22 protein-coding genes and 3 pseudogenes are annotated in these 24,940 nt (G+C 65.9%); 10 read left to right on the top strand and 15 right to left on the bottom strand.

The window, feature by feature from the left end:
- Nucleotides 1–8 precede the first annotated feature (8 nt).
- Entirely contained in the window at nt 9–638 is a 630-nt protein-coding gene (locus tag ACVWY3_RS09840; protein WP_456838264.1) for an HAD-IA family hydrolase, read from the bottom strand.
- 8 nt (nt 639–646) lie between these two features.
- Nucleotides 647–1,489 (bottom strand): annotated as a pseudogene (locus tag ACVWY3_RS09845) (alpha-hydroxy acid oxidase); the annotation flags it as partial.
- A gap of 34 nt (nt 1,490–1,523) precedes the next feature.
- On the opposite strand from ACVWY3_RS09845, the gene ACVWY3_RS09850 reads away from it, so the two are divergent.
- Nucleotides 1,524–1,673 carry an alpha-hydroxy-acid oxidizing protein gene (locus tag ACVWY3_RS09850; RefSeq protein ID WP_456843326.1) on the top strand — a complete coding sequence of 50 codons (150 nt, stop codon included), beginning with the start codon at nt 1,524–1,526 and terminating at the stop codon, nt 1,671–1,673.
- Here ACVWY3_RS09850 and ACVWY3_RS09855 read toward each other — a convergent pair.
- Nucleotides 1,638–1,779: pseudogene (locus tag ACVWY3_RS09855) on the bottom strand (alpha-hydroxy-acid oxidizing protein); the annotation flags it as partial. The gene ACVWY3_RS09850 and the pseudogene ACVWY3_RS09855 overlap by 36 nt on opposite strands.
- Nucleotides 1,780–2,093: 314 nt before the next feature.
- On the opposite strand from ACVWY3_RS09855, the pseudogene ACVWY3_RS09860 reads away from it, so the two are divergent.
- Nucleotides 2,094–3,432: pseudogene (locus tag ACVWY3_RS09860) on the top strand (S41 family peptidase).
- Nucleotides 3,433–3,505: 73 nt separating this feature from the next.
- Here ACVWY3_RS09860 and ACVWY3_RS09865 read toward each other — a convergent pair.
- On the bottom strand, nt 3,506–4,261 hold the full coding sequence (locus ACVWY3_RS09865) for an SDR family oxidoreductase (protein WP_456838265.1): 756 nt from the start codon (nt 4,259–4,261) through the stop codon (nt 3,506–3,508).
- A gap of 317 nt (nt 4,262–4,578) precedes the next feature.
- On the bottom strand, nt 4,579–7,311 hold the full coding sequence (locus ACVWY3_RS09870) for a bifunctional diguanylate cyclase/phosphodiesterase (protein WP_456838266.1): 2,733 nt from the start codon (nt 7,309–7,311) through the stop codon (nt 4,579–4,581).
- A gap of 312 nt (nt 7,312–7,623) precedes the next feature.
- Here ACVWY3_RS09870 and ACVWY3_RS09875 point away from each other — a divergent pair, with 312 nt between their 5' ends.
- Nucleotides 7,624–7,788 carry a Flp family type IVb pilin gene (locus ACVWY3_RS09875; RefSeq protein WP_456843327.1) on the top strand — a complete coding sequence of 55 codons (165 nt, stop codon included), beginning with the start codon at nt 7,624–7,626 and terminating at the stop codon, nt 7,786–7,788.
- Here the strand turns inward: ACVWY3_RS09875 and ACVWY3_RS09880 are convergent.
- Together ACVWY3_RS09880 and ACVWY3_RS09885 are read right to left on the bottom strand one after the other, a co-directional pair.
- Nucleotides 7,769–9,025, bottom strand: coding sequence for an MFS transporter (locus tag ACVWY3_RS09880; RefSeq protein ID WP_456838267.1), 1,257 nt, complete (start codon nt 9,023–9,025; stop codon nt 7,769–7,771). The two genes, ACVWY3_RS09875 and ACVWY3_RS09880, sit on opposite strands and share 20 nt — an antisense overlap.
- Nucleotides 9,022–10,437: an amidase gene (locus ACVWY3_RS09885; protein WP_456838268.1), complete on the bottom strand. Its 1,416-nt coding sequence runs from the start codon at nt 10,435–10,437 to the stop codon at nt 9,022–9,024. Before ACVWY3_RS09885 ends, ACVWY3_RS09880 begins: the two co-directional genes overlap by 4 nt.
- A gap of 104 nt (nt 10,438–10,541) precedes the next feature.
- On the opposite strand from ACVWY3_RS09885, the gene ACVWY3_RS09890 reads away from it, so the two are divergent.
- The gene (locus tag ACVWY3_RS09890) at nt 10,542–11,135 is read left to right on the top strand and encodes a CGNR zinc finger domain-containing protein (RefSeq protein WP_456838269.1); all 594 of its coding nucleotides are present in this window, start codon (nt 10,542–10,544) and stop codon (nt 11,133–11,135) included.
- A 3-nt stretch (nt 11,136–11,138) separates the two neighbouring features.
- Here ACVWY3_RS09890 and moaC read toward each other — a convergent pair whose 3' ends face one another.
- From moaC to ACVWY3_RS09910, 4 genes are read right to left on the bottom strand one after another with little or no spacing between them, the layout of a single operon-like run.
- On the bottom strand, nt 11,139–11,657 hold the full coding sequence (gene moaC, locus ACVWY3_RS09895; RefSeq protein WP_456838270.1) for a cyclic pyranopterin monophosphate synthase MoaC: 519 nt from the start codon (nt 11,655–11,657) through the stop codon (nt 11,139–11,141).
- A 1-nt stretch (nt 11,658) separates the two neighbouring features.
- Complete coding sequence (gene trpC / locus ACVWY3_RS09900) at nt 11,659–12,480, bottom strand: indole-3-glycerol phosphate synthase TrpC (protein WP_456838271.1); 822 nt, start codon at nt 12,478–12,480, stop codon at nt 11,659–11,661.
- Nucleotides 12,481–12,488: 8 nt separating this feature from the next.
- A complete protein-coding gene (trpD, locus tag ACVWY3_RS09905; RefSeq protein ID WP_456838272.1) occupies nt 12,489–13,502 on the bottom strand; it encodes an anthranilate phosphoribosyltransferase in 1,014 nt (337 codons plus the stop codon).
- Nucleotides 13,503–13,516: 14 nt separating this feature from the next.
- The gene (locus ACVWY3_RS09910) at nt 13,517–15,415 is read right to left on the bottom strand and encodes a SurA N-terminal domain-containing protein (RefSeq protein ID WP_456838273.1); all 1,899 of its coding nucleotides are present in this window, start codon (nt 15,413–15,415) and stop codon (nt 13,517–13,519) included.
- A gap of 278 nt (nt 15,416–15,693) precedes the next feature.
- Between ACVWY3_RS09910 and tpiA the strand changes: the two genes are divergently transcribed.
- The 3 genes from tpiA (at nt 15,694) to ACVWY3_RS09925 (ending at nt 18,774) form a co-directional block, all read left to right on the top strand.
- Complete coding sequence (gene tpiA, locus ACVWY3_RS09915) at nt 15,694–16,449, top strand: triose-phosphate isomerase (RefSeq protein WP_456838274.1); 756 nt, start codon at nt 15,694–15,696, stop codon at nt 16,447–16,449.
- A 140-nt stretch (nt 16,450–16,589) separates the two neighbouring features.
- Nucleotides 16,590–16,976: a preprotein translocase subunit SecG gene (secG, locus tag ACVWY3_RS09920; protein WP_456838275.1), complete on the top strand. Its 387-nt coding sequence runs from the start codon at nt 16,590–16,592 to the stop codon at nt 16,974–16,976.
- A 166-nt stretch (nt 16,977–17,142) separates the two neighbouring features.
- The gene (locus ACVWY3_RS09925; protein WP_456838276.1) at nt 17,143–18,774 is read left to right on the top strand and encodes a CTP synthase; all 1,632 of its coding nucleotides are present in this window, start codon (nt 17,143–17,145) and stop codon (nt 18,772–18,774) included.
- A gap of 4 nt (nt 18,775–18,778) precedes the next feature.
- Here ACVWY3_RS09925 and ACVWY3_RS09930 read toward each other — a convergent pair whose 3' ends face one another.
- From ACVWY3_RS09930 to ACVWY3_RS09940, 3 genes are all read right to left on the bottom strand, one after another.
- Complete coding sequence (locus ACVWY3_RS09930) at nt 18,779–19,441, bottom strand: class I SAM-dependent methyltransferase (RefSeq protein WP_456838277.1); 663 nt, start codon at nt 19,439–19,441, stop codon at nt 18,779–18,781.
- A 111-nt stretch (nt 19,442–19,552) separates the two neighbouring features.
- Nucleotides 19,553–20,929, bottom strand: a complete 1,377-nt coding sequence (locus ACVWY3_RS09935) for a sensor histidine kinase (RefSeq protein WP_456838278.1) — start codon at nt 20,927–20,929, stop codon at nt 19,553–19,555.
- Nucleotides 20,926–21,600: a response regulator transcription factor gene (locus ACVWY3_RS09940; protein ID WP_456838279.1), complete on the bottom strand. Its 675-nt coding sequence runs from the start codon at nt 21,598–21,600 to the stop codon at nt 20,926–20,928. The genes ACVWY3_RS09935 and ACVWY3_RS09940 overlap by 4 nt, the downstream gene beginning before the upstream one ends.
- Nucleotides 21,601–21,788: 188 nt before the next feature.
- Here ACVWY3_RS09940 and ACVWY3_RS09945 point away from each other — a divergent pair, with 188 nt between their 5' ends.
- The 3 genes from ACVWY3_RS09945 (at nt 21,789) to ACVWY3_RS09955 (ending at nt 24,327) form a co-directional block, all read left to right on the top strand.
- Nucleotides 21,789–22,115 carry an NIPSNAP family protein gene (locus tag ACVWY3_RS09945; RefSeq protein WP_456838280.1) on the top strand — a complete coding sequence of 109 codons (327 nt, stop codon included), beginning with the start codon at nt 21,789–21,791 and terminating at the stop codon, nt 22,113–22,115.
- A gap of 125 nt (nt 22,116–22,240) precedes the next feature.
- Nucleotides 22,241–23,116 (top strand): 3-deoxy-8-phosphooctulonate synthase, encoded by an 876-nt coding sequence (gene kdsA / locus ACVWY3_RS09950; protein WP_456838281.1) that lies wholly within the window; start codon nt 22,241–22,243, stop codon nt 23,114–23,116.
- The gene (locus ACVWY3_RS09955) at nt 23,116–24,327 is read left to right on the top strand and encodes an MFS transporter (RefSeq protein WP_456838282.1); all 1,212 of its coding nucleotides are present in this window, start codon (nt 23,116–23,118) and stop codon (nt 24,325–24,327) included. Before kdsA ends, ACVWY3_RS09955 begins: the two co-directional genes overlap by 1 nt.
- 112 nt (nt 24,328–24,439) lie before the next feature.
- Here ACVWY3_RS09955 and queF read toward each other — a convergent pair whose 3' ends face one another.
- Nucleotides 24,440–24,892, bottom strand: a complete 453-nt coding sequence (queF, locus tag ACVWY3_RS09960; RefSeq protein WP_165424973.1) for a preQ(1) synthase — start codon at nt 24,890–24,892, stop codon at nt 24,440–24,442.
- Nucleotides 24,893–24,940: the final 48 nt, after the last annotated feature.

A 24,940-nucleotide genomic window follows, 5' to 3' on the forward strand; every position in this document is an offset into this window, starting at 1 on the left:
ACCGAACGTCAAACCCCGAGTGCTTTCAGTGCGTTCCCGACATCGGTGGGCGAGGTCACGTGCACCGCGGTCAAGCCACGGGCGCGGGCCCCCTCGATGTTCTCGGCAAGATCGTCGAAGAACACGATCCGGTTGGCGGGCACGCCGATGGCGGCCACGACATGGTCGAAAGCCTCCGCGTCCGGCTTGCGTAGGCCGATGCTGGAGGACAGGTAGATCTCTCGGAAATGGCCAAGCAACTCGGCATATTCTTTCGAGAAATAGTCCACATGCGGCCGGTTGGTGTTGGAGAACGCGTAGAGCGGCATCTGCCTTGCCGCACGCGGCAACAGCTCGGCGATATCAGGCATCTCGCCGGCGAAAATCGCGTTCCACCCCTCCAGGAACTGCGCATCCGAAATGCCGATCCCGAGTGAGGTGCGCAGCGAGGCGAAATAGTCCTCGTCGCTGATCTTACCGAGCTCGTGCAGCCGGTAGGCCTCATCGCGCACGTAGCGCGCGACGATGGCTTCGGGCTTGCAGCCGGCATGTCCCGCCCAGCAGTCGATCGCCTTGGAGAAATCGATGTCGAGCACCACGCGCCCGAGATCGAACAGAAGCGCATCGGCGCTGCCGGGAGAGAGCGAAGTCACCTGCATCCTTTCATTCAGTACCGGTACGGGTCATGGTCGAACAGCGGGAACGCGCTGAACACGCTCGGCGCATTTGTCGCGGTCGCCGGATGCAGGCAGGACTTGTTGACCTCGGCGAACGACGTGGCGCCCAAGAGGCCGAGGCAGCGCAGCACCTCGTCCTCCAGTAGTTCCAGCATTCGCGTGACGCCAGCTTCGCCCGCCGCCGCCAGCGCCCAGCATTGCAGCCGGCCGATGCCGACGAGGTCGGCGCCCGCCGCGATCGCCTTGACGATGTCGGTGCCGCGGCAGAAGCCGCCGTCGACCATGATCTTGGCGCGGCCCTTCACGGCATCGACGATCTCAGGGAGCACGTGCATGGCCCCGCGGCCGTGATCGAGCTGGCGCCCGCCATGGTTGGAGACGTAGATCCACTCCACGCCATGGTCGAGCGCGATCAGCGCATCTTCGGCGGTGGCGATGCCCTTGACAATCAGCGGTATCTTGAATTTGTCCTTGATCATCTTCACGGTCCGCCACTCCAGACCCTTCTGGAAATCGCCGCCGGTGGCGCGCAGGCGGCTTTCGCGAACATAGCGCTTGGCGATGTCACGCTCACGACGGCTGTAATGGGCGGTGTCGACGGTCAGGCAGAATGCGGCATAGGCGTTTCTCTCGGCGCGGCTGACGACATCGGCGACAAAGGCGTCATCGCCGCGGACATAGAGCTGGTAGAGGCGCAGTGCATCGGGAGCGGACTCGGCGGTCTTCTCAAGGCCAGGCTCCGACACCGAGCTCAGCATGTGCGCCGCGCCGAAGGTGCCCGCCGCGCGCGCGACGCTCGCGGCGCCATCCGGGTCAAAAATCTCGAGGGCCGCCGCCGAGACCGAGACCACAATGCGCCGCAACCGCATGGCGCTGGACGAGATCGCCTTCCGGCCGCGCGTGCTGCGTGACGTCCGCAAGGTCGACGGCTCGGTCGAGCAGTTCGGCCGCAGGATGCGGCTGCCGGTGGTCCTGGCCCCGGTCCGCCGACGATGTAGTCCCAGGCGTTCTGGTTGAGGTTGGCACGCGCCTTCCGGATGAATTCATGCAGGTTCTGGAACGGTTCATTGCTGGCGCCGAGCTCAACGTTCCGTTCCGGCCGGATGCGGGGTGCTTCGTTCATTGTTATCCTCCCGAGAATTTGAAGCCTTGTCTCATCGCCTAGCCCGTCCGGCCCTGCAAAACCATCCTAAAATCGCATAGCTGCGAGGCGTGGCCGGGCCAACCCGATTCCGCTTTGCGTGAACGGTTTCGGAACGTTGCCAAAAGTTTAGCTCGCCGGCCAAGGCTTTTTGGGAGAGATTTTTGCGATGTACCCGCCAGCCTGGCGGCCCGGCCATCAAGAAACCTGAATGGTATTGTGAGAAGCGGGCTGGATCGCCATTTGCATGGCGGCTTCCAGACCTCCAACAGAACCGCCAGCTAAGAAGGCCCTCCATGCGGAAATCCCTGCTGTTCCCCCTGGGCGCGCTCACCGGAGCGTGTCTGACCCTTCTGGTCGCGAGCCCCCATGGCGGCGTGTGGGCGGCACGGGCGGCAGCGAGTGCGGATGATGCCTATACCCAGCTCAATCTGTTCGGCGAGGTCTTCGAGCGCGTGAAGGCGAGCTACGTCGAGAAGCCGGACAATTCCAAGCTGATCGAAGGCGCGATCACGGGCATGGTGACAGCGCTCGATCCGCATTCGCGCTACATGAACGACAAGGCCTGGACCGAGATGCAGGAGACTACCTCCGGCGAGTTCGGCGGCCTCGGCATCGAGGTCACGATGGAGGAGGGCCTCGTGAAGGTCGTCTCGCCGATCGACGACACGCCGGCATCCAAGGCCGGCATCATGTCCGGCGACCTCATCAGCAAGATCGACGGCGAGGCGGTGCAGGGCATGACGCTCGAACAGGCCGTCAACAAGATGAAGGGGCCGGTCGACACCAAGACCAAGCTCACCATCATGCGCAAGGGGGCGGATGCGCCGCTAGACGTCGCGATCACGCGCGAGATCATCCATGTGCGCCCGGTGCGCTTCCATGTCGAGAACGGCGACATCGGCTATATCCGCGTCACCTCGTTCAACGAGCAGACCACCGACGGACTGAAGAAGGCGATCGCCGCGATCTCCAAGCAGGTCCCGCAGGAGAAGCTCGTCGGCTACGTGATGGACCTGCGCAACAATCCGGGCGGCCTGCTCGACCAGGCCGTGTCGGTGTCGAGCGCATTCCTGCAGCGCGGCGAGGTCGTCTCGACCCGCGGCCGCAATCCAGAGGAGACCCAGCGCTTCACCGCGCATGGCGGCGACCTCACCAAGGGCAAGCCGCTCGTGATCCTGGTCAATGGCGGTTCGGCGTCGGCCTCGGAGATCGTGGCCGGTGCGCTGCATGATCACAAGCGTGCGACGATCATCGGCACGCGCTCGTTCGGCAAGGGCTCGGTGCAGACCATCATCCCGCTCGGCGCCGGCAACGGCGCGCTGGCGCTGACCACGGCGCGCTACTACACGCCCTCGGGCCGCTCGATCCAGGCCCAGGGCATCGCGCCCGACATCGAGATCCTCCAGGAGGTGCCGCCCGAGCTGAAGGGCCGCATGGACACCATGGCGGAGTCGCAGATGCGCGGGCATCTCTCGGCCGCCGACGGCACCGAGCAGACCGGATCGCAGTCCTACGTTCCGGCCGAAGGAGGAGGACGACAAGGCCCTGCACGCGGCCTACGATTTCCTCCACGGCCAGACCGCGAATGCGGTCGCCGCGAAGCCCGCGCCGAAGGCTGCGGTGCCGAACTAAACCGTACAACATCGAGATATCGATCGCCCGGGAGTGGATACCGCTCCCGGGCGAATTCGTGTCGGGCGCCGTCTCAGCTCGGATTCAAGGCCGCGAATGTTGCCTCGTAGCGGCCGTCGCGCTCGGCCCAGCGGCGGGCGCGGTCGCGTTCGACCAGCACTTCATCGCGCGGATGCACCCGCAGCTCCAGCAGTTGCATCACTTCCGCGACGTAGGCGGGAAGCGGCATGGCGCGCGCGTCGCTGGCCTGCTGCGGGCCGGTCAGCTCGGTCTGCACATAGGGTGGCGCGAGCTCCAGCACCTCGACCGGGATCCTGCGAAGCTGGTGCCGCAATGATTGCAGCCAGGAGTGCAGGAACGCCTTGCTGGCGCAGTAGGTCGGAAGGTCGGCGCGAGGCACGAAAGCGAGGTTCGAGCTGGTCGCGATGATCGTCGCATTCCGCTGCGTCTTCAGGAGCGGCAGGAGTGCGGCCGCGACGCGCAGCACGCCGAGAATATTGGTCGCGACGATCGCTTCCGCGTCTGAGGCGTCCCAGCCGTCCGCGGTCATGTCCTCCGTCCGGGAGATTCCGGCGTTTGCAATCAGCACGTTAAGCTCGGGGAAGCGCGCGCGCATCTCGGCTGCCAGGCGCGGCATTGCCGTGGCATCGTCGAGGTCGAGCGGCAGGCCGACCAGGCCGGGGCGTTCAGCCGTGATCTGATCGAGCAGGGCCTGTCGTCGTCCGGTGACGATGACGCGATTGCCGCGGTCGTGGAAAGCTTCACCCAGTGCGCGGCCAATGCCGCTGGTGCCGCCGGTGATGAGGATCGTGTTGCCAGTCATCTTCATGGTTGCTGCCTTTCGATGGAGGTGAAGGCCACGGCAACCCAGCAGACCCCGGCAGCGAGCAACCCGACAAGACTGCGAACATCCAGGCGACAAGAAGCCGCGCTGGAATCGACGTCTTGAACGGGGAAATGTCCGCAAACGGGGAAAGTGATGGCATAACCGTGGCGTCTCGTGAATCGAGATCTCCCAGCCGGGATCCTCTCGACAAAGGACGCGTTGGATGACGGTAACGCCTACGGCAGCGGCATTCGGCAGCTGCGAGCGCTGAAATACTTTAGCCTGATGTCACCGTCAAGCGCGGCGCGCAGGCCGAATGGCTAGCTCGCCTCGCGGCGGCGGTTTTCCGCACCGCTGCGCTCGGCGAGCCGGCCGCGATGCAGGGCGAACAGCTCCAGCACCTGGTCGGCGGACTTCGCGGCGCTGAACAGATAGCCCTGCATCTCCGAGCAGCCGAGCGCGCGGAGCAGGCGCTGCTGCTCCTCGGTCTCGACGCCCTCGGCCGTGGTCGCCATGCGGCGGGCGGCGGCCAGATTGACGACCGCCTGCACGATGCTGGCCGAGCCGTCGGGGCCGGCGATGTCCTTGACGAAGCAGCGGTCGATCTTGATCTTGTCGAACGGGAAGCGGTGCAGATAGCTCAGCGAGGAGTAGCCGGTGCCGAAATCATCGAGCGCGATGCGCACGCCGATGGCGCGCAGCTGGTGCAGGATCGCGAGCGCCGCATCGTCGTCGCGGATCAGCACCGCTTCGGTGATCTCGAGCTCGAGCCGGCTCGCTGGCAGATTGGAGGCGGCGAGCGCCGCCATGATCTTCAGCGCCAGCGTGCCGCTCTTGAACTGCACCGGGGAGACGTTGACGGCGAGGCGAATGTCGTCGGGCCAGCTCGCTGCATCCCGGCAGGCGGTTGCCAGCACCCATTCGCCGATCTCGTTGATCAGGCCGGTGTCCTCGGCGATCGGGATGAACTCGGCCGGCGAGACCATGCCGCGCTCGGGATGGCGCCAGCGCACCAGCGCCTCGCAGCCGGTGATGCGGTCGTCCTTCAGGCCGAGGCAAGGCTGGTAATAGACCTCGAGGCCGCCTTCGCCCCCGCCTTGCGCGATGGCGTGGCGCAGGTCGATCTCGAGCTGCCGCCGCTCGTGGACCTTGGCGTCCATCTCCGGCTCGAAGAAGCGATAGGTTCGGCGTCCGGCGGATTTGGCGGCATACATCGCCATGTCCGCGTTCTTGAGGATCTGGTCGAGCGCGGTGCCGTGCTCCGGCGCGAGCGCGATGCCGATGCTGGCATCTGTGGTGAGATGATGACCCATGCAGTCGAACGGGGTGCGGATGGCATGGAAGACCCGTGCGACGAGCTCGTTGACCTGGTCCGGCGACGTCACGGCGCTCTGCACGATGGCGAATTCGTCACCGCCGAGCCGCGCCACGAAATCCGCGGGGCCGATGCACCGGCTCAGGCTCGCAGCCACCGACTTCAGCAGTTCGTCGCCGACGAGATGGCCGAGTGCGTCGTTGACGCCCTTGAACTCGTCGATGTCGATATAGTGCACCGCGACCTGTTCGCCGCCGGTGACGCCGGCCAGCTCCGCGCGCAGATGCTCGTGGAACATGGCGCGGTTGGGCAGGTCGGTGAGGGCGTCGTAATGGGCGAGATGGGTGATGCGTTCCTCGATGCGCCGCCGTTCGGTGATGTCCTCGTGCGTCGCCACCCAGCCACCGTCGGCGAGCGGTTCGTTGAGAATCTGGATCGAGCGGCCGTCGGCCGTGTCGACCACCATGGAGTTGCGGACATGGATGTCGCGCAGCACGCGCGCGACATAGTCTTGGACGTTGCCGGTGAAGGAGCCGGTCGCCTGGCGATGGGCGATGATGTCGTCGAAACTGGAGCCCGGCTTGACCACGTCTGGCGACAATCGGTACATCTCGATGTAGCGCTGGTTGCAGACCACGAGCCGGCGTTCGGCGTCGAACAGCAGCAAACCCTGCGTCATGTTGTTGACGGCGCGGTCGAGGCGCTGCTTCTCCAGCATCAGCCGCTCGCGGGAGGCGCGGTGCTGCTCCAGCAGCTTGCGCACGATCGCGATCAGAACGCCGGCGATGGCGAGCGCGGAGGCGCCGGCGACCGAGATCAGGATGGCGTTCTGCTCGCGCCAGTCGGTCAGTGCCGCCGTCCGCGTGGTGGTGGCCATGATCAGGATCGGGAAGTGGGGCAGGGCCCGCGCCGAGGCCAGCCGGTCCTCGCCGTCGACCGGGCTTATGAAGCGGCCGGCGAAATGATCGAGGCCGAAAATCCTTTGCTGCTCAAACGAGCCGGTCTTGAAATTCTGTCCCATCAGCTCGCCGGAATGGGGATAGCGGGCGAGCAGCGTGCCGTCCCGGTGCAGCATCGAGATCGTTGCGCCATCGCCGAGCACGACGGAGGCGAAGAACTTCTCGAAATTGACGGGCTCGATGCCGCGCCCGACCAGGCCCATGAACTCGCCGTTCGGTCCGACGATCCTGCGGACGATCAGGATGGTCCAGGCGCCGGAGACGCGGCTATGCAGCGGCTCGATCAGAACATCAGGCGAATAGGGGTCGTATTTGAAAGTTCGGAAATAGGCGCGGTCGGCGACGTTCACTTTCGGGGCCGGCCACGCCGTCGACGAATTGATCAGATTGCCGTCGGCATCGATGATGTTGAGGCCGCCGATGTAAGGCAGGGCCTCGATCTTCGAGCGCAGCATGCGGTGGACGTCCTGGCCGGACAGGCGCTTGCGATAGTCCTCCACGCTGCTGATTCCGGTGGTTCGGACGTGATCGACGAAATCCTTCTGGATGACCGCGAAATCCTGCAGCTGCTGATCGAAATGGTGGGCGAGCAGCAGGGCGGTGTTTTCCAGCTCGCGGCCGGCGTTGCGCAACGCGCGCTCGCGGAAATTCTGCGCCATCAGGGTCGCGCCGACGGCAATCGCAGCGATCAAAAGCGTGCCGCCCACCACCAGCCAGCGGATCGGTCCGCTGCGCACGAAAGCCTGGTCAAAGAGGCGGCTGCCAAATCTTGTCATCATGCTGGATCGTTGCCGTGCACACGTCAGGGTCAATGCTGAGCCCGAAAACATCCGTTGGTTTACGGTAACGATGTGGAGGCGAAGTTAGGAAGGCTGGTTAACGCACCATGAAGGTACGCACGCAAAAACAATCGGTCTGGGCAGGACAAGAGGTGCAGGAATTGCCGGATGGCCTCGGCGATGCCAGTCAATTTCTGCCGCACCGGCCGCGGTCAACCAAGGCTTAACCATCTAAGTTGCTGGCAATCCTCGCGGCGACCTTGGCACGTGGTTTGCGAAAAAGCCATGAGAGCGAGACAGAGGGATGCGATCGTGAAAAACCTTTTGAAGAACTTCTTTGTCGACGAATCCGGCGCGACCGCCATCGAATACGAGCTGATCGCCGCCGGCATCGCGCTTGCGATCATCACTCTCATCAACAGGATGGGCAGCAAACTCAGCTCGAAATTCGGATCGATCAGCTCGTCGCTGAAGTGACTGCGCGCGTTCCGCTGCGCGGCAATATCGCCATCACGATCAGCGCCGCGACAATGTTCGCGGCGGCGCCGAGCAGGATCGGCAGCGCGTAGCTGTGGCTCGAGTCGTAGGCAAAGCCGGCGGCGCTCGGGCCTACCAGTGTGCCGAAGGCGACGCTGGTGTAGAGAACGCCGATGATGCCGCTGACGTTGCGTCCGCCAAAATAGTCCATCACGACCGCCGGCAGCACAGCGACCCAGCCGCCGTAGAACACGCCGTAGACGAAGGCGAAGGCGGCGAGAGCCCAGGCATTTGCCGCGACGGCCCAGATCACCATCGCGAACGCCATTCCGATCAGCACCATGATCAGCGAGCGGTCGCGGCCCATCCGGTCGGCAAGCGCGCCGAGGAAGAACCGACCTGCGGTGCTGCCGGCCCCGATCATCCCGAGCAATAGCACGGCCGAGGATGCCGCGATCCCCTGGTCGCGCGCGTAGGGCACGAGGTGGACGAACGGAACGAAGGCACCGAAAGAGCAGACGAGGCACGACACATAGAGACCGGCAAAACGCGTCGATCGGACGGCCTCACGCACAAGGGCGCCGCTTGCGTTGGCGGCAGCGGAGGCTTCGCGAGGTGGATCACCGTCCGGGCCGAGGCCCCGATGCTTCGGATCATTCTCGATCAGCAGCGCGAGCCCAGCGCCGAGCAGCAGCGCAATCGCGCCCAGCGCCAGATAGGCGCCGCGCCAGCCCACCGATGCGATCAGCAGCGAGGCAAGCGGCGGCATCGCCAGCGTGCCGAGCCCGATCCCGCTGACAGCGAGCCCGGAGGCAAAGCCGCGGCGCTTCACGAACCAGCGTTGCACCGCGCCGATCGCGGGAACATAGGCGCAGCCGACCCCGATGCCGACGCCCAGCCCATAGGCGAGATAGACCTCGACGAGCGAGCGCGCGACGCTTGCGGCCGCAAGCCCGACCGCGACCAGGATCATGCCGGCGACGGCAAGCGGCCGCGAGCCGAGCCGATCGGCAAGGGGACCACTGACGAGACCGAGCGCGAAGTAGAGGAAGCCCGCGATCGAAAACACCAGCGAGATCGAGCCGCGCGAGGCGCCGAAATCGCGCTGGAGCGGCTCGAGGAAGGCGCTGAACGTGTAGGCGGAGCCGAAGCCGACGAACATCACGGCGAATGCCGCGGCGACGACGAACCAGCCATGGAAAATGCTCCAATGAGCCCGCGTGGATTGATTGGTCAATGTTGCCTCCGCGAGGTGAGGGAAGGATGGCGACGATGCCAGGACGTCGCGCGCTGGAATGCGGCGCCGGAACGGACCAACGCGGCTTCGCGGAGATGGGCTGCGACGAGCTGGAACGCGATCGGCATTCCGTCCGCTGATGCGCCGCCGGGTAGCGTCATCGTGGGATGACCGGTCATGTTGAACGGGCAGGTGTAGCGCTGCAGCTTTGCGATCAGGTCCGGCCGTTCGCCAAGCGTGTCGATCATGGCGAGCGCCACAGGTGGCAACGGGTGCACCGGGATCAGCAGCAGGTCGATCGTCTCGAACAGTGCAGCCACGCGTCCGCGCAGCGCGAGCCGCCGCAAAAGGATCTTCTGGTAATCGCGCGCGGAGAGTGCGCAACCGGCCTCGATCACCGCGGCAAGGATGGGGCCATACTCGCCCTTGCGGACGGGATAGGTCGCCTCGTGCGCGACGGCGGCCTCGATCGCGCAATTCGGCGCCCAATCGGCGATCGCCTGCGTCACGTCGGGAAATTCGACGTCCACGATGTCAGCGCCGAGCGAGCGGAAGACGTCGATGGCGTCCGCCAGCACGCGCTGTGTCGTGACCTCCACATCGTCGCTGTTCCAGGCGGCGTCGACACCGATCCGCAAGCCGCGTACGTCCTGTGCAGCCGCGGCGAGAAAGTCGGGCACAGGATCGCACAGCGACGTCGGATCGTTCGGGTCGTGTCCGGCGATCACGCCGAGCAGCGCGCCGGCATCGGCCGCGCTGCGAGCGATCGGGCCGACATGGTCGAGCGTCGCGGCCAGCTCGAACGTGCCGTGGCGGCTGACCCGCCCCCAGCTGGGCTTCAGTCCGGTCAGGCCGTTGGCGGCCGACGGCCACCGGATCGAGCCGCCGGTGTCGGAGCCGAGCGAGGCGAAGCAGAGCCCTGCGGCGGTCGCGACCGCCGAGCCGCTGGATGAAATGCCCGGCCAATAAGCCGCATTCCATGGATTCTTCGGCGGCGTCACCAGCGGATGGTGATCGGAATAAGCGCCCTCCGTGAGCTGCACCTTGCCGAGCACCACTGCGCCCGCGTCCTTGAGCCGCCGCACGACGGTTGCGTCCTCACCGGGACGAAAGTCGCGATGAAGCGTCGTGCCGGCCGCCGTCGGAATGCCCTTGGTCCAGAACAGATCTTTCAGCGCTATCGGCACGCCATGCAGCGGGCCCCCATATCGGCCATGTGCGATTTCGGCGTCCGCCACTTTGGCCGCGGCGATCGCCGTTTCCGCCATCACATGGACGTAGCTGCGGAGCTCACCGTCCAGAGCGTCGATACGGCCGAGTTGCGCGCGAGTCACCTCCAGCGCGGAGATGTCGCGCGCCTTGATGCGCGCGGCGAGCTCGGTGAGTTCGAGATAGGGAAGGGCTTCGGTCACCGCTCGCGTTCTCCGTTATTGACACCTGTAAACATGGTATACCGGTGTCTATTGCTGTCAACCGGCAAATCTGCTTTACTGGTGTTCCAATCCCTGGTGACCCGATGTCGAAAGAGTCCCGCAAGTTCAAGGTTCCCGATGCGCTGGCGAACGTCTACGACTTCGCCAACACGCTCGATGTCCGCCATTTCACGCATTTCGGCGTCGCGCATCCGCAGGGCGACGAACTCGGCGGGCCACAGCAACTTGCGGACTGGATGCGGGAACGTGGCCTCGGCACCGAGCGCGGACGTGTCACGCCCGCGATGCTCGAGACTGCGCTACAGCTGCGCGGTGCCTTGCGCGATTATCTGCAGTGCGAGCCGGCCGAGCGGCGCCGCAACAAGGACGTTCTCGGCGCGCTTGACCGCGCTCTCGCGCCGTTTCCATTGCGGGTGGAGGCCCATGCCGGGCGCGGCGCAATATTGTCGGCGGTGCGTGAGGATGCGCTCGCCGGCCTGTCGACGATTGCGATCGAGCTGCACGACGCGACGCTGCTCGGAACGTTGGATCGGCTGAAGATGTGCGCGTCGGAAGAGTGCCGCCGGGTGTTCTTCGACCGCTCGAAACCGTCGACGCGGCGCTGGTGCATGTCGACGCTGTGCGGAAACCGCGTCAAGACGCGTGCCTATCGTGAACGGCAGCGCGCGGCGAAATAGAGCTCAGGCGCGGTAATGGCCCGACTTGCCGCCGAGCTTCTCGACGAGATGGATGCCCTCGATGCGCACGCCGCGTTCCACCGCCTTGATCATGTCGTAGATGGTCAGGCACGCGACCGACACGGCCGTGAGCGCCTCCATCTCGACGCCGGTCGGTCCCGTCACCTTCACGCTGGCGCGGACGAGGCAGCCGGGCAGATTCGTGTCAGGCTCGATGTCGACGGTGACCTTCGACAGCGCGAGGGGATGACAGAGCGGGATCAGCTCCGAGGTACGCTTCGCCGCCATGATGCCGGCGATGCGCGCGGTGCCGAGCACGTCGCCTTTCTTGGCATTGCCCGAGACGATCAGGTCCAGCGTTGGCCTGGTCATGACCACGCGGCCCTCGGCGACGGCGAGCCGCTCGGTCGCGGGCTTCTCCGACACGTCCACCATCCGCGCCTCGCCAGAGGCGCCGATATGGGTGAGGGCAGGGCCGGCCTTCGCTTTTGACGGCTTGGATGCGGACGGCTTGCGCGCCATGTCAGCGCGTGCCCGTGGCGCGCGCTGCGGTCTCACGCGTGAGCAGCGCACGCGTGGCGGCAGTCACGTCGGCCTGCCGCATCAGGCTTTCGCCGACCAGGAAGGTCGACATGCCGACGCGCTCGAGCCGCGCGAGGTCTGCGGGCGCGAAGATGCCGCTCTCGCCGACCATCAGCCGCTCGCCGGGGATCAGCGGCGCCAGCGCCTCGCTGGTCGCGAGCGTGGTCTCGAAGGTGCGCAGGTTACGGTTGTTGACGCCGATCATCGGCGAGCGGAGTTTCAGCGCGCGCTCGAGCTCGGCACGGTCGTGGATCTCGATCAGCACGTCCATGCCGTAGGCGAGCGCTGCATCTTCGAGATCCTTGGCAGTGGCATCGTCCAGCGCCGCCATGATGATCAGGATGCAGTCGGCGCCGTGCGCGCGCGCTTCCGCCACCTGATAGGTGTCGAACATGAAATCCTTGCGCAGCACCGGCAGCGACGTCGCCGCGCGTGCGGCCACCATGAAGTCGAGATGGCCCTGGAACGAGGGCGTGTCGGTCAGCACCGACAGACAGGCCGCGCCGCCGGCCTCATAGGCCTTGGCGAGCACAGGCGGATCGAAGTCGGCGCGGATCAGACCCTTGGAGGGCGAGGCCTTCTTCACTTCCGCGATCAGCGCGAAGTCGCCATTGGCATGCTTGGCCCTGATGGCGCGCACGAAGCCGCGGGGAGCGGCTTGCGCCTTCGCCCGGGCCTCGACTTCCGAGAGCGGCTGCGCGCGCTTGGCGGCGGCGATCTCCTCGCGCTTGTAGGCTTCGATCTTGGTCAGGATGTCCGACATGGGGAAACTCAGCCGTTCGAGACCGCGATCAGATGCTTCAGCCGCGCATTTGCCGCGCCGCTGTCGAGCGATTTCGCGCCGATCGCGACGCCTTCCTTCAGATCCCTGGCGCGGCCGGCCACCACCAGCGCGGCGGCGGCATTCATCAGCGCGACGTCGCGATAGGGGCTCGGCTTGCCGTCAAGCACGTTTTGCAGCGCGACCGCGTTGGCATCGGCGTCACCGCCCTTGAGCGCGCCGGGCTCGCAGCGCGACAGGCCGGCCTCTTCCGGCCTCACCTCGAAATTCCGGATCTCGCCGTTGTGGAGGGCGGAGACGAAGGTCGGGCCGGTGAGGGTGATCTCGTCGAGACCGTCGGAGCCGTGTACGACCCAGGCGGATTCCGAGCCGAGGTTCTTGAGCACCTGCGCCAGCGGCTGCACCCATTGCCTGGAGAACACGCCGACCATCTGCCGCTTCACGCCGGCCGGGTTGGACAGGGGCCCGAGCAGGTTGAAGATCGTGCGCGTCGCAAGCTCGACCCGGGTCGGGCCGACGTTCTTCATCGCGGGATGATGGGCGGGTGCAAACATGAAGCCGATGCCGCATTCGCGCACGCAGCGGCCCACCTGCTCCGGCCGCAGATCGATCTTGACGCCGAGCGAGGCCAGCACGTCGGCGGCACCCGAGCGCGACGACAGCGCCCGGTTGCCGTGCTTGGCGACCGGCAGGCCGGCGCCCGAGACGATGAAGGAGGCGCAGGTCGAGACGTTGACCGAACCGGAGCCGTCGCCGCCGGTGCCGACGATGTCGACGGCATCTTCTGGCGCATCGACCGTGAGCATCTTGGAGCGCATCGCCGACACCGCGCCGGTGATCTCGTCCACGGTCTCGCCGCGGACCCTGAGCGCCATCAGCAGACCGCCCATCTGCGAGGGCGTTGCCTCGCCGGACATCATGGCGTCGAAGGCGGAAGCGGCTTCTTCACGCGACAGGCTGGCGCCGGTCGCCACTTTTCCAATGATCGATTTCAGGTCGTCCATCGCGTGCTTTCAACTCACTGGTTCGCGCCGGTCACCTGCGCGAAGGCGGCCTGATTAATGGTGGTCCCGATGTCGGTTTCAAGCTTGTTGACGTAGGCGGCAACCTGCTCGTCAGTGAGCGCGCGGTCGAGGCTGTCCTTCAGCTTCTTGACCGCATCCGAGGCGGCATCGACCGTGGGGTCGATGATGTCGGTGACGCGGAAGACGATCACCTCGCTGCCGCCGCTGACGGGCGACTGCACGACGCCATCCTTGGCGGTGCGGAAGGCGGCCGCCACGATGGCCGCGGGCACGCCTGCGGGCGAGTCATCGCGCTTGAAGGGCGAGGCGGTCTCGACCTTGACACCGATCGCGGAGGCCACATCGGCGAGCTTGCCGCCGGCTTCGAGCTTCTGCACCATCTCGGTCGCCTTGGCCTTCAGCTTGGCGGCGATCTGGTCCTGGCGCCAGCGCGCCTCGACCTGGTCACGGACCTCGTCGAGATTGCGGTCGCGCGAGGGCGTGATGGCGAGCACGTCGTACCAGACATAGCCGCCCTTGAACGAGATCGAGTCGTTGTCGACGCCGACATCGGTGTTGAAGGCCTGCGACACCACATCGAGCCCCTGCGGGATGTTGGCGACCGGCTGGCCGTTGGGCGCGCGGCCGGAACGGTCGACGGCGTCGATGGTCACGGCAGTGAGGCCGAGCTTCTGCGCCGCGTCGATCACGCTGGAGCCGCCACCGCGCTCGTCTTCCATCTTGTCGCGGAGATCGGCGACCTTGACGCGGGCGCGCTCGGTGGCGATCTCGCGCTTGATGTCGGCTGCGACCTTTGCAAAGTCCGGCTCGACGCCGGGCTCGATCTTCTCGACCTTGACGATGGAGACGCCGAGAGCGCCCTGGATCGGCTGGCTGATCTCACCGGCGGGCAGCTCGAAGGCGGCATTCCCGACGGCGGGGTCGAGCGAGGATTTGGTCACGAGCCCAAGGTCGACGTCCGAGGCGCTCAGCCCGCGCTCCTTGCCGAGATCTTCGAACGACATGCCGCCGACGAGGCGCTCGCGAGCGGCCTGCGCCTCGGCGGCGTTCGGGAATACGAGTTGCTGGATCTGGCGCTTCTCGGCCGTGCCGAACCGGTCCTTGCGCTGCTCGAACACCTTCCTGGCGTCCTCGTCCGACACCTCGGTCCACTTGCCGATCTCCTCCGGCGAGACCACGACGAAGGCGATCTTGCGATATTCGGGCGCGCGGAATTGGACCTTGTGATCCTCGAAATAGGCGGCGAGCGCCTCGGGCGAGGGCGGATCGACCGGGCCCGCCTGCGCGGCATCGAGTCTTACGAACTCGATGGCGCGCTGCTCGTTCTGGAACCGTGTCAGCACGTCGATCATCGCCTTCGGCGGCTCGAGGCCGGCGCCGATCGTGCCGGTGAGCTGCCGGCGCAGCGACACCTTGCGCTGCTCGGAGACGTAGCGCTGCTCGGTGTAGCCGAAATTGCGGATCAAGGCCTGGAAGCGGTTGGCGTCGAACTTGCCGTCGACGCCCTTGAAATTGGGGTCGTTCATGATGACCTGGCGGATCTGCTCGTCGGACTGGCCGAGCCCGAGCCGGCGAGCTTCTTCGTCGAGCGCGGCCTCCGCGATGGTCTGCTGGAGCACCTGGCGGTCGAGACCGAAGGCGCGCGCCTGGTCAGGCGTCAGCGGACGGCCGAACTGGCGGCTGATCTGCTGCAGGCGATCCGTGTAGGTCTGGCGGAACTCGTTCAGCGAGATCTCGGTGTGGCCGATCTTGGCCACCGTCGACTGACCGAAGCCGCGGAAGATGTCGGCGATGCCCCAAATGCCGAAGCTGATGATCAGCACGCCCATCACGATCGCCATAATGGTCTTGCCGACCCAGTTTGATGAGGCCTTGCGCATTCCTCGAAGCATTTGGTCCAACTTGTTTTGGTCAGGAGGGGAACGGGAGCGCGTCTTAATGCAGATTCCGCAAAAGCGCCTCACCAAATTGATCAATCATCATAAAGTGGCGGCTTTGCCCCCGCAACCTCAGGTCAGGCGGTCCCCCGGGAGCTGCGGTTAAAAGCCCCGGAGCGCTTTCCAGCGAAGTGGACCCGCTTCGCGTCAGGAACACGCGTCAAACAAGAATCTGGAACTGCCGCGACAGCTCTGCTAGCGCATGCGCAAAACTCATTTTGCTGGAAACCGACATGAACGACCCCATCCGACCCCTGATCGCCGGGAACTGGAAAATGAACGGCCTGAAAGGTTCGGCTGCCGAATTCGAAGCCATGCTCAACGGCGCGGCAGATGTGGCCGCCAAGGCCGACCTGCTGGTCTGCCCGCCGGCGACCCTGGTCGCCTCCTTTGCCGAGAAGGCGCGCGGCAACAAGGTTGGGGTGGGAGCCCAGGATTGCCACCCCAAGGCCTCAGGCGCCCATACCGGCGATATCGCCGCCGAAATGCTGGCTGATGCGGGGGCGAGCGCCATCATCGTCGGCCATTCCGAGCGCCGCGCCGACCATGGCGAGGGCGATGCGCTTGTCAGGCAGAAGGCGGAAGCCGCGTGGCGGGCGGGCTTGGTCGCGATCGTCTGCATCGGCGAGACGCAAAGCCAGCGCGATGCCGGCCAGACCCTCGATATCCTGCGCGGCCAGCTGGACGGCTCGCTGCCGGACGGTTCTACCGCCGCCAATCTGGTCGTGGCCTACGAGCCGGTCTGGGCCATCGGCACTGGTGTTACCCCCACGGCGCAGGATGTCGAGCAAATTCATGGTTTTATCCGGGAACTCCTGACCTCCCGGCTCAAGGCTGAGGGCGTCAGGATGCGCATCCTCTACGGCGGCTCGGTCAAGCCCTCGAACGCAGCCGAGCTGATGGCGGTTAAGAACGTCAACGGTGCCTTGGTTGGCGGTGCGAGCCTGAAGGCGGCCGATTTCCTTGCGATTGCCAAGGGCTGCCCCTAGCTCATTTCAAACCGTTGGTATGAGCCCGATCGGGGGTGGCAATGCCCCTCCCGATCGTGTAACACCGCGCAACTTCAGGAAAACTCGCGAAGCGCGACCGGCCGCCGTCAGGCGCTGCGCGCTTGTGACGGAAGGACATTATGCAGACCGTTGTCATCGTCATCCACCTCATGATCGTCGCCATCATGATCGGCGCCGTCCTGCTCCAGAAGTCGGAAGGCGGCGGCCTCGGTATGGGCGGCGGCGCGGGATTCATGTCGAGCCGCGGCACCGCGAACCTGTTGACGCGGACCACCGCGATCCTCGCCGCCGGGTTCTTCATCACCAGCCTGTTCCTGTCCTGGTATGCCGGATATAGCCGCGCGCCCTCGTCGATCATCGGCCAGCCGGCCTCGCAGAGCCAGCCGGCCGGCGGCGCGCCGATCTCGGCGCCGGCCTCGGGCGGCATCCTCGACACGCTGAAGAAGGCCGACGAGCAGCAGCAGAACCAGGCGCCGTCAGGCCCGCAGGTGCCGCGCTCGCAATAAAGCAAGGGGGCCATGCAGGGCGGTGGCTACCGTCCTGCATCAACAATCCCCATCAAGGCCCTGTCAGCATTCTCCGTTTCGGATCACCCACAGGCCCGCAGAATCTTTGGGGCGGAATACGAATCGCTTTGGCGAATCGAATTCGAGGGATTAGAGGTTAAGTCCCATGGCGCGGTACATATTCATCACCGGCGGCGTGGTTTCCTCGCTCGGCAAGGGTCTGGCTTCGGCGGCACTCGGTGCGCTGTTGCAGGCCCGGGGCTACAAGGTCCGTCTCCGCAAGCTCGACCCCTATCTCAACCTCGATCCCGGAACGATGTCGCCGTATCAGCACGGCGAAGTGTTCGTGACCGATGACGGCGCGGAGACCGATCTCGATCTCGGTCACTACGAGCGCTTCACCGGCCGGCCGGCGACCAAGGCCGACAACATCACGACGGGGCGCATCTACCAGGACATCATCTCCAAGGAGCGCCGCGGCGATTATCTCGGCGCGACCATCCAGGTGGTGCCGCACGTCACCAATGCCATCAAGGAGTTCGTCCTCGACGGCAACGACGAGTACGATTTCGTGCTGGTCGAGATTGGCGGCACCGTCGGCGACATCGAGGGCCTGCCGTTCTTCGAGGCGATCCGCCAGCTCAAGAACGAGCTGCCGCGCGATCACGCCGTCTACATCCATCTCACGCTGCTGCCCTACATCCCGAGTGCGGGTGAGTTGAAGACCAAGCCGACGCAGCACTCGGTGAAGGAGCTTCGCTCGATCGGCATCCAGCCGGACATCCTGCTCTGCCGTACCGACCGCGAGATCCCGAAGGAAGAGCGGCGCAAGCTCGGGCTGTTCTGCAACGTGCGCGAAAGCGCCGTGATCGAGGCGCGCGACGTCGACAACATCTATGCCGTCCCCGAGGCCTACCACAATGCAGGCCTCGACGACGAAGTGCTCGCCGCCTTCGGCATCGGCTCGCGGATCCCGCCGGTGCTGCAGAGCTGGCAGCAGATCAACGAGCGTATCCGCAATCCCGAAGGCAACGTCACCATCGCCATCGTCGGCAAATACACCGGCATGAAGGATGCGTATAAGTCGCTGATCGAGGCGCTCTCGCATGGCGGCATCGCCAACAAGGTGAAGGTCAATCTCGACTGGATCGAGAGCGAGATCTTCGAGAAGGAAGATCCGGCCCCGTTCCTCGAGCACGTCAACGGGATCCTGGTGCCGGGCGGCTTCGGCCAGCGCGGCGCAGAGGGGAAGATCAAGGCGGCGCAGTTCGCGCGCGAGCGCGACGTGCCGTATTTCGGCATCTGCTTCGGCATGCAAATGGCGGTGATCGAGGCGGCGCGCAATCTCGTCGGCATCGAGGACGCCAACTCCACCGAGTTCGGCCCGACCAAGGAGCCCTTGGTGGGCCTGATGACGGAATGGCTGCGCGGCAACGAGCTCGAGAAGCGCTCGCAGGCCGGCGATCTCGGCGGCACCATGCGGCTCGGCGCTTATCCCGCCACGCTCAACCGCGGTAGCCGCGTCTCGCAGGTCTATGGCGGCGCGACCGAAATTTCCGAGCGCCACCGCCACCGCTACGAGGTCAACACCGCCTACAAGGACCGCCTCGAGCAGCACGGGCTGAAATTCTCCGGCCTCTCGCCCGACGGCGTGCTGCCTGAGATCGTCGAGTACGAGGATCATCCCTGGTTCATCGGCGTGCAGTTCCATCCCGAGCTGAAATCGCGGCCGTTCGAGCCACACCCGCTGTTCGCCTCGTTCATCCAGGCGGCGATGGTGCAGAGCCGGTTGGTCTGATGGTTCAGCGCGCGGCGGAGTAGTCGCGCGCTTGCTGCATCGGCGCCAGCGCGACCCGCGCTGATGGTTCAGGCGCGAGCGACCCCGTGATCAACTTCATCTGCGGCCGGCGCGTCAGCCTGTAGACGGCGGCGGGCGGCACGTTCAGCAGCGCGCGGTCCACGAGCTTTGCGCGCAGGCCCAGCCGGTCGAGCACGGGCCGCGGCACGGGGCAGCTCATGCCGTAGGTGAACTGGTAGAACGCGCCGCCGGGGCGGACATAGCTGAACGCGCCGCTGAGGATCGACATCACCTTGCGCCTCGACATGTTGAGCATCGGCAGGCCGCTCACGACCGCGCCGACGGGCGCGCCATCATAGAGGCGTTCGGTCGCGAGCCGGGCCGCGTCCATCCACAGCACGCGTGCACCGGGAAAGCGTATCTGCAGCAGTTTCATGAATTCGGAGCCGTATTCGATCAGCGTCAGATCCTGCGGCCGGACACCGCGCTTGAGCAGCTTGTAGGTGAACGCGCCGGTGCCGGGACCGAGCTCGAGGATCGGACCTGTCGTTGCCGAGATCTCGCGCGTGATGAGATCTGCAAGCGCCGCACCCGATGGTGCGATGGCGCCGACCTGACGCGGCGACGACATCCAGGACAGGAAGAACGAAACAAAATCGTTGGGCATGCGCACTCCGGCATCTTGGTTTGCACCTCGACAAATCAGAGGTGCCACGGATGCAGTGTTGCGCGGGCGCATTGCGACAGCATTGCGCTGCCAGAAGCGGTGCGGATTGAATCAGATCTGCCGCGCCGGCGGCAGCGTCATCCTGAAGCAGGCACCGCCATCCGGCCCGTCCGTCACCGAGACGTGGCCGCCATGCAGCTGCACGATCTCGCGCACCATGTTGAGGCCGAGGCCGGCACCGCGATCGAGCGGCGCCAGCCGATAGAACGGCTCGAAAATCTGTTCGCGCTGATCGGCGGGAATGCCGGCGCCTTCATCGGTGACCTCGATGCTCACGGGGCTGCTCACGCGAATTCCGATGATGCCGCGGCGCGGGCCGTGCTGGATCGCGTTCTGCACGAGATTGGTCAGCGCGCGCTCCAGCGCCGCCGCATCGCCGATCGTCTCGATCGGTGCCGGCGGGGCATCGAGCGCTAGCTCGTAGCCGGCCGCGATTGCCAGCGGTGCGAGATCGGCGGCGACGCTTTGCGCGACGGCGCCGAGATTGACACGCGTGAAGGGATGACCGCAGCGGTCGAGCCGCTGGATGTCGAGCAATTGATCGGCAAGCGTTGCGAGCCGCGCGGCATCCTCGATCAGGCGGGTCTTGTCCGGCCCCGGGGCAAGCGACTCCAGCCGCGTGTTCAGGATTGCGATCGGTGTGCGTAGCTCGTGGGCTGCGTCGGCGACGAAGCGCTTGTGGCGCGCATAGCCCTGATCGAGGCGCGCCAGCGCATCATTGACCGCAGTCACGAGTGGCACGACTTCCAGCGGAATTTGCTCCACGGAGAGCCGCGCGCCGCGCTGATGGATGTCGATGCGCCGCGCCTCGTCCGCGGTGGTATCGAGCCCCCTGAACGCGCGCTGCACGATCATCGGCGTCGCGATGAACGTCGCCGTCCCCATCAGGAGGAGGCCGGGCAGGGCGATGCCGAGGAACGCCAGTGAGGTCGTGAACAGCGCCTTGGCGCCGGTCAGTCGTCCCTGCGTCGCCGTGATGACCTGCACATTGCCGGCATCGGTGTCGACCCGCTTCAGCCGCGCCGCCGGCTTGCGCGGATCGTCTTCGAACATCTGCCAGCCGAGCCGTGCCTGGCTGATCTGATCGAGGCCGGCGCCGATCGCGGCGAATTCGGCCGGAACAGGGCCTTCGCTGAGGACGCGACCCTGCCGGTCGCGAACCAGGAACCAGAGGTCGGGCGTCTCGCTGCGCAACTGCGTCAGCTCGGCCGTCGGCCGCAGGGCCAGTGCGCCCTGCGCATCGCGCGTGAGCGCGCGCTGGACGACATCGATGACGCGGTCCTCGTCGCGCCCGGCGAGCACGAAGCCTGAAGCGCATAACGCTGCGACCACGACGGCAACCAGTGCAAGGAGCAGAGCGGCCTGGAGCGACAGCAGGCGCCAGCTCAGCCGCGAGCGCAGGCAGTAGGGATCGTGGTGTTTGCTCATGGCAGCTTCTTGAGGAGATAGCCGACGCCGCGAATGCCGTGGATCTCGACGCCCGCCTCGGCGTCCGCGAGCTTTCGCCGCAGCCGCGAGACATGCGTGTCGAGCGCGTTCGACTGGATCTCGTCGTCGAAATTGTAGACCGCTTCTTCCAGCGCCGAGCGCAGCACGGTTCGCCCCATGCGGCGGATCAGGGCTTCGAGCACCAGGAGCTCCCTGCGCGGCAGCTCGAACGGCGCACCGTCGATGCTGGCCTCGCGATGGCCGACATCGAACGCGAGACGCCCGGCGCGAATGATTTCCGGGGAGAGGCCCGCCGGCCGCCGCAGCACCGCGCGCAAGCGTGCGAGCAGCTCTTCGACCGCGAACGGCTTGGCCAGATAATCATCGGCGCCGCTGTCGAGGCCTGCAATGCGATCGGCGAGCTCGCCGCGCGCGGTCAGGACGATGATCGGCACGCCATCGGCGCGCGCGCGAATCTTGGGGATCAGCGCGAGGCCGTCACCATCGGGAAGCTGGCGGTCGAGCAGGACCGCGGCGTGGACATCGGCGGAAATGGCCTCCTCCGCCTCGGCGAGCGTCGGGGCGTGATCCACCACCATGTCGTAGCGCTTCAGCGCCGACGCCAGCGCGCCGGCCATTTCCGCCTCATCCTCGACGAGCAAGATCCGCATGCATGGGCACCTGAACCGCAACTGAGCCTTTCTAGCGGCCCGATCATTGCGGCAGCATTGCGGGAGTCTGCCTCAGTGCCGGAAGCTCGAGCCATGCGCGGAACGCCACAGGGCCGCCCGGGCCGGGCGCAAGACACTGTCGGGGCCAGCCGCTATAACCGCCCGACCTGTTCAGGGAGGAGCCAAGAATGATCTACGAAATGCGCATCTATCGCTGCGTGCCCGGCCGCCTGCCGGCGCTCTTGAAGCGGTTCGAGACGGTCACCCTGAAGCTGTGGGAAAAGCACGGCATCAAGCAGGCCGGGTTCTTCACGACGCTGATCGGCGAATCCAACCAGGAGCTGACCTATTTCCTGTCCTGGGAGTCCCTCGCCGAGCGCGAGACGAAGTGGGGCAAGTTCACGACCGATCCGGACTGGATGAAAGCACGCGCCGAGAGCGAAGCGGATGGCCAGATCGTCGGCAACATCGTCAGCCAGCTCCTGACCCCGACGGCCTTCTCGGCGGTGAAGTAGGAACCTGCCGATACAAGGGTGGCGCCGGAGCGCCGGCGCAACCCTGATATTCTGACCGCCCGGGTCGAATGGGGTTGATCCGACCCTCATGGCGGCTATGGTCGCGCCGAAACGAGGGATTTGCCTTGAGCTCTTCGAATTCAGCAGCGCCAGTCGTCACGATTGGTACGGTCAAATTCGGCAATGATCTGCCGATGTCGATCATTGCCGGGCCCTGCCAGCTCGAGAGCCGCCAGCATGCGCTGGAGGTGGCTTCCGCGCTGAAGGAGATCGCCGACCGGCTCAAGATCGGCCTCGTCTACAAGACCTCCTTCGACAAGGCCAACCGCACCAGCGCGTCCGCCGCACGCGGCCTTGGCCTTTCACAGTCGCTGCCGATCTTCGCCGAGATCCGGTCATCGCTCGGCCTGCCGGTTCTGACCGACGTGCACGAGGCCGCGCAATGCGCCGAGGTGGCGCAGGCCGTCGACATCCTGCAGATCCCGGCGTTCCTGTGCCGGCAGACCGATCTGCTTCTTGCTGCGGCCGCGAGCGGCAAGGTGGTCAACGTCAAGAAGGGCCAGTTCCTCGCGCCCTGGGACATGGCCAATGTCGTGACCAAGATCACGGGCGCGAACAATCCGAATGTGCTGGTCACGGAGCGCGGCGCGTCGTTCGGCTACAATACGCTGGTCTCCGACATGCGCGCGCTGCCGATCCTGGCGCGCACGACCGGTGCGCCGGTGATCTTCGATGCGACCCATTCGGTGCAGCAGCCCGGCGGCAAAGGGACGTCCTCGGGCGGCGAGCGCGAATTCGTCCCGGTGCTCGCGCGCGCGGCGGTGGCGGTTGGCGTTGCCGGCGTCTTCATCGAAACCCATCCCGATCCCGATCGCGCGCCCTCCGACGGCCCGAACATGGTGCCGCTGCGCGAGTTCGAGGGGCTGATCGCGGGGCTGATGGCGTTCGACGCGCTGGCCAAGAATACATCAAGGAATACGTCAAAGGGCATCACGCGCTGATGCACCAGCCTGTGACCCGGCCGTCCTCCGACCAGAAGTTTCCGCCCGCGATCAACATCATCGCGCTCGCCAGCTTCTCGGCGGCGTTGTCGACGCGCGCGCTCGATCCGGTCCTGCCGCATGTTGCCGAGGATTTCTCGGTCAGCATCACGACGGCCGCCAGCATCGCGGCGGGCTATGCCTTGATCTACGCGCTGGTTCAGCCGGTGATCGGCGCGGCTGCCGATCTGTTCGGCAAGGCGCGCCTGATGACGCTGTGTCTGGCTCTGCTCGGGGCCTCCTGCGTTCTCGGCGCGATCGCGACGACCTTCTCGGGCCTGTTCGCGAGCCGCATTCTGGCCGGCATCGCCTCCGGCGGCGTGTTTCCGGTTGCGCTCGGTCTCACCGCTGACCTCGTCGCGCCGGCCAAGCGGCAGGTCGCGATCGGGCGCACGCTGGCGGGGTCGATGACCGGCAATCTGCTCGGTGCGAGTGCTTCCGGCATCATCGGCGATCTCACCGGCTGGCGCGGTGTGCTCATGATCCTCGGCGCGCTCGGCCTGATCGCGGCCGTTGCGGTGGCCGCCGGATTCCGCGGTGCCGCGCTGACCGCGCCGCCGAAAACCGACCTGAAGACCTTGCGCCAGGGCTACCGCACCATCTTCGCCAATCCCAACACGCGCTATTGCTACTCGGCGGTGTTCGTCGAGGGCTGCTGCGTGTTCGGGCTGTTTCCGTTCATCGCCGCGCTGCTGTTTGATCTCGGCGAGAAGTCGCTGTCGATCGCAGGCATCGTGATCGCGGGGTTTGCCATCGGCGGACTGTTCTACACGTTCACGGTCTCGCGCTTCCTGCCTTGGCTTGGCGTCAAGGGCATGATGATCGCGGGCGCGAGCCTCGTCGCCCTGCAGCTCGGCGTGCTTGCCTTCGGTCCTGGATGGAAGCTGCAATTCGCCAGCATGCTGGCGATGGGCTGGGGCTTCTACATGATCCATGGCTGCTTGCAGGTGTTCGCCAGCGAGCTGTCGATCGGCGCGCGTGCGACGGCGATGTCCCTGCATTCGTTCTTCTTCTTCATGGGGCAGACGGTCGGCCCGATCGCCTACGGCTTCGGCCTCCAGCATGCCGGCAAGGTTTCGACCCTGAGCGTGAGCGCCGCGATCATGGTGCTGCTGGGCGTCGCCTGCGCGCAATTGCTCAAACCGCGCGCGCCGGCTGACGCGCGGGGCTGACGGATTATCGAGCTACCGGCCTTATTTTTCCGGGAACGAACGGTCAACAGCGGCTCTGCTTGCCACGGCGAGCGCCGCATCATGGACGCGCCGTTCTGTGGTTGAGCTCGCGCTAGCCCCGCCCGCGATACGGCGCGACGCCTTGCTCGGGCACCCACAGGCCCTTCGGCACGCGGCCGGTCTGCCAGAACACGTCGATCGGGATGCCGCCGCGCGGATACCAGTAGCCGCCGATGCGCAGCCATTTCGGCTTGATCTCGCTCGCGATACGCTTGCCGATCATCACGGTGCAGTCCTCGTGGAAGGCGCCGTGATTACGGAAGCTCGCGATATAGAGCTTGAGCGATTTGGACTCCAGCAGCCACTGGCCCGGCGCGTAGTCGATCATCAGATGCGCGAAATCCGGCTGCCCCGTGACCGGGCAGAGCGAGGTGAATTCCGGCACGGTGAAGCGCACCAGATAGTCGGTGCCCTTTTGCGGATTGGGCACGCGATCGAGCTGGGCTTCTTCCGGCGTGTGTGGCCATTCCACCGCGCGGCCAAGCTGGAGGGATTTTTTCGCCATCGTCGTCACATCCTGTTCGGCTGCCGGGATGGACGCAAACGGGCTCGT

The organism is Bradyrhizobium sp. USDA 4486, assembly GCF_054057995.1.

Excerpts from the sequence above, each read along its gene's own strand:
- ACVWY3_RS09840 (WP_456838264.1), bottom strand. The coding sequence starts at position 638 with ATGCAGGTGACTTCGCTCTCTCCCGGCAGCGCCGATGCGCTTCTGTTC.
- ACVWY3_RS09850 (WP_456843326.1), top strand. The coding sequence starts at position 1,524 with ATGGCGCTGGACGAGATCGCCTTCCGGCCGCGCGTGCTGCGTGACGTC.
- ACVWY3_RS09865 (WP_456838265.1), bottom strand. The coding sequence starts at position 4,261 with ATGAAGATGACTGGCAACACGATCCTCATCACCGGCGGCACCAGCGGC.
- ACVWY3_RS09870 (WP_456838266.1), bottom strand. The coding sequence starts at position 7,311 with ATGATGACAAGATTTGGCAGCCGCCTCTTTGACCAGGCTTTCGTGCGC.
- ACVWY3_RS09890 (WP_456838269.1), top strand. The coding sequence starts at position 10,542 with ATGTCGAAAGAGTCCCGCAAGTTCAAGGTTCCCGATGCGCTGGCGAAC.
- moaC (WP_456838270.1), bottom strand. The coding sequence starts at position 11,657 with ATGGCGCGCAAGCCGTCCGCATCCAAGCCGTCAAAAGCGAAGGCCGGC.
- trpC (WP_456838271.1), bottom strand. The coding sequence starts at position 12,480 with ATGTCGGACATCCTGACCAAGATCGAAGCCTACAAGCGCGAGGAGATC.
- trpD (WP_456838272.1), bottom strand. The coding sequence starts at position 13,502 with ATGGACGACCTGAAATCGATCATTGGAAAAGTGGCGACCGGCGCCAGC.
- ACVWY3_RS09910 (WP_456838273.1), bottom strand. The coding sequence starts at position 15,415 with ATGCTTCGAGGAATGCGCAAGGCCTCATCAAACTGGGTCGGCAAGACC.
- tpiA (WP_456838274.1), top strand. The coding sequence starts at position 15,694 with ATGAACGACCCCATCCGACCCCTGATCGCCGGGAACTGGAAAATGAAC.
- secG (WP_456838275.1), top strand. The coding sequence starts at position 16,590 with ATGCAGACCGTTGTCATCGTCATCCACCTCATGATCGTCGCCATCATG.
- ACVWY3_RS09925 (WP_456838276.1), top strand. The coding sequence starts at position 17,143 with ATGGCGCGGTACATATTCATCACCGGCGGCGTGGTTTCCTCGCTCGGC.
- ACVWY3_RS09930 (WP_456838277.1), bottom strand. The coding sequence starts at position 19,441 with ATGCCCAACGATTTTGTTTCGTTCTTCCTGTCCTGGATGTCGTCGCCG.
- ACVWY3_RS09935 (WP_456838278.1), bottom strand. The coding sequence starts at position 20,929 with ATGAGCAAACACCACGATCCCTACTGCCTGCGCTCGCGGCTGAGCTGG.
- ACVWY3_RS09940 (WP_456838279.1), bottom strand. The coding sequence starts at position 21,600 with ATGCGGATCTTGCTCGTCGAGGATGAGGCGGAAATGGCCGGCGCGCTG.
- ACVWY3_RS09945 (WP_456838280.1), top strand. The coding sequence starts at position 21,789 with ATGATCTACGAAATGCGCATCTATCGCTGCGTGCCCGGCCGCCTGCCG.
- ACVWY3_RS09955 (WP_456838282.1), top strand. The coding sequence starts at position 23,116 with ATGCACCAGCCTGTGACCCGGCCGTCCTCCGACCAGAAGTTTCCGCCC.
- queF (WP_165424973.1), bottom strand. The coding sequence starts at position 24,892 with ATGGCGAAAAAATCCCTCCAGCTTGGCCGCGCGGTGGAATGGCCACAC.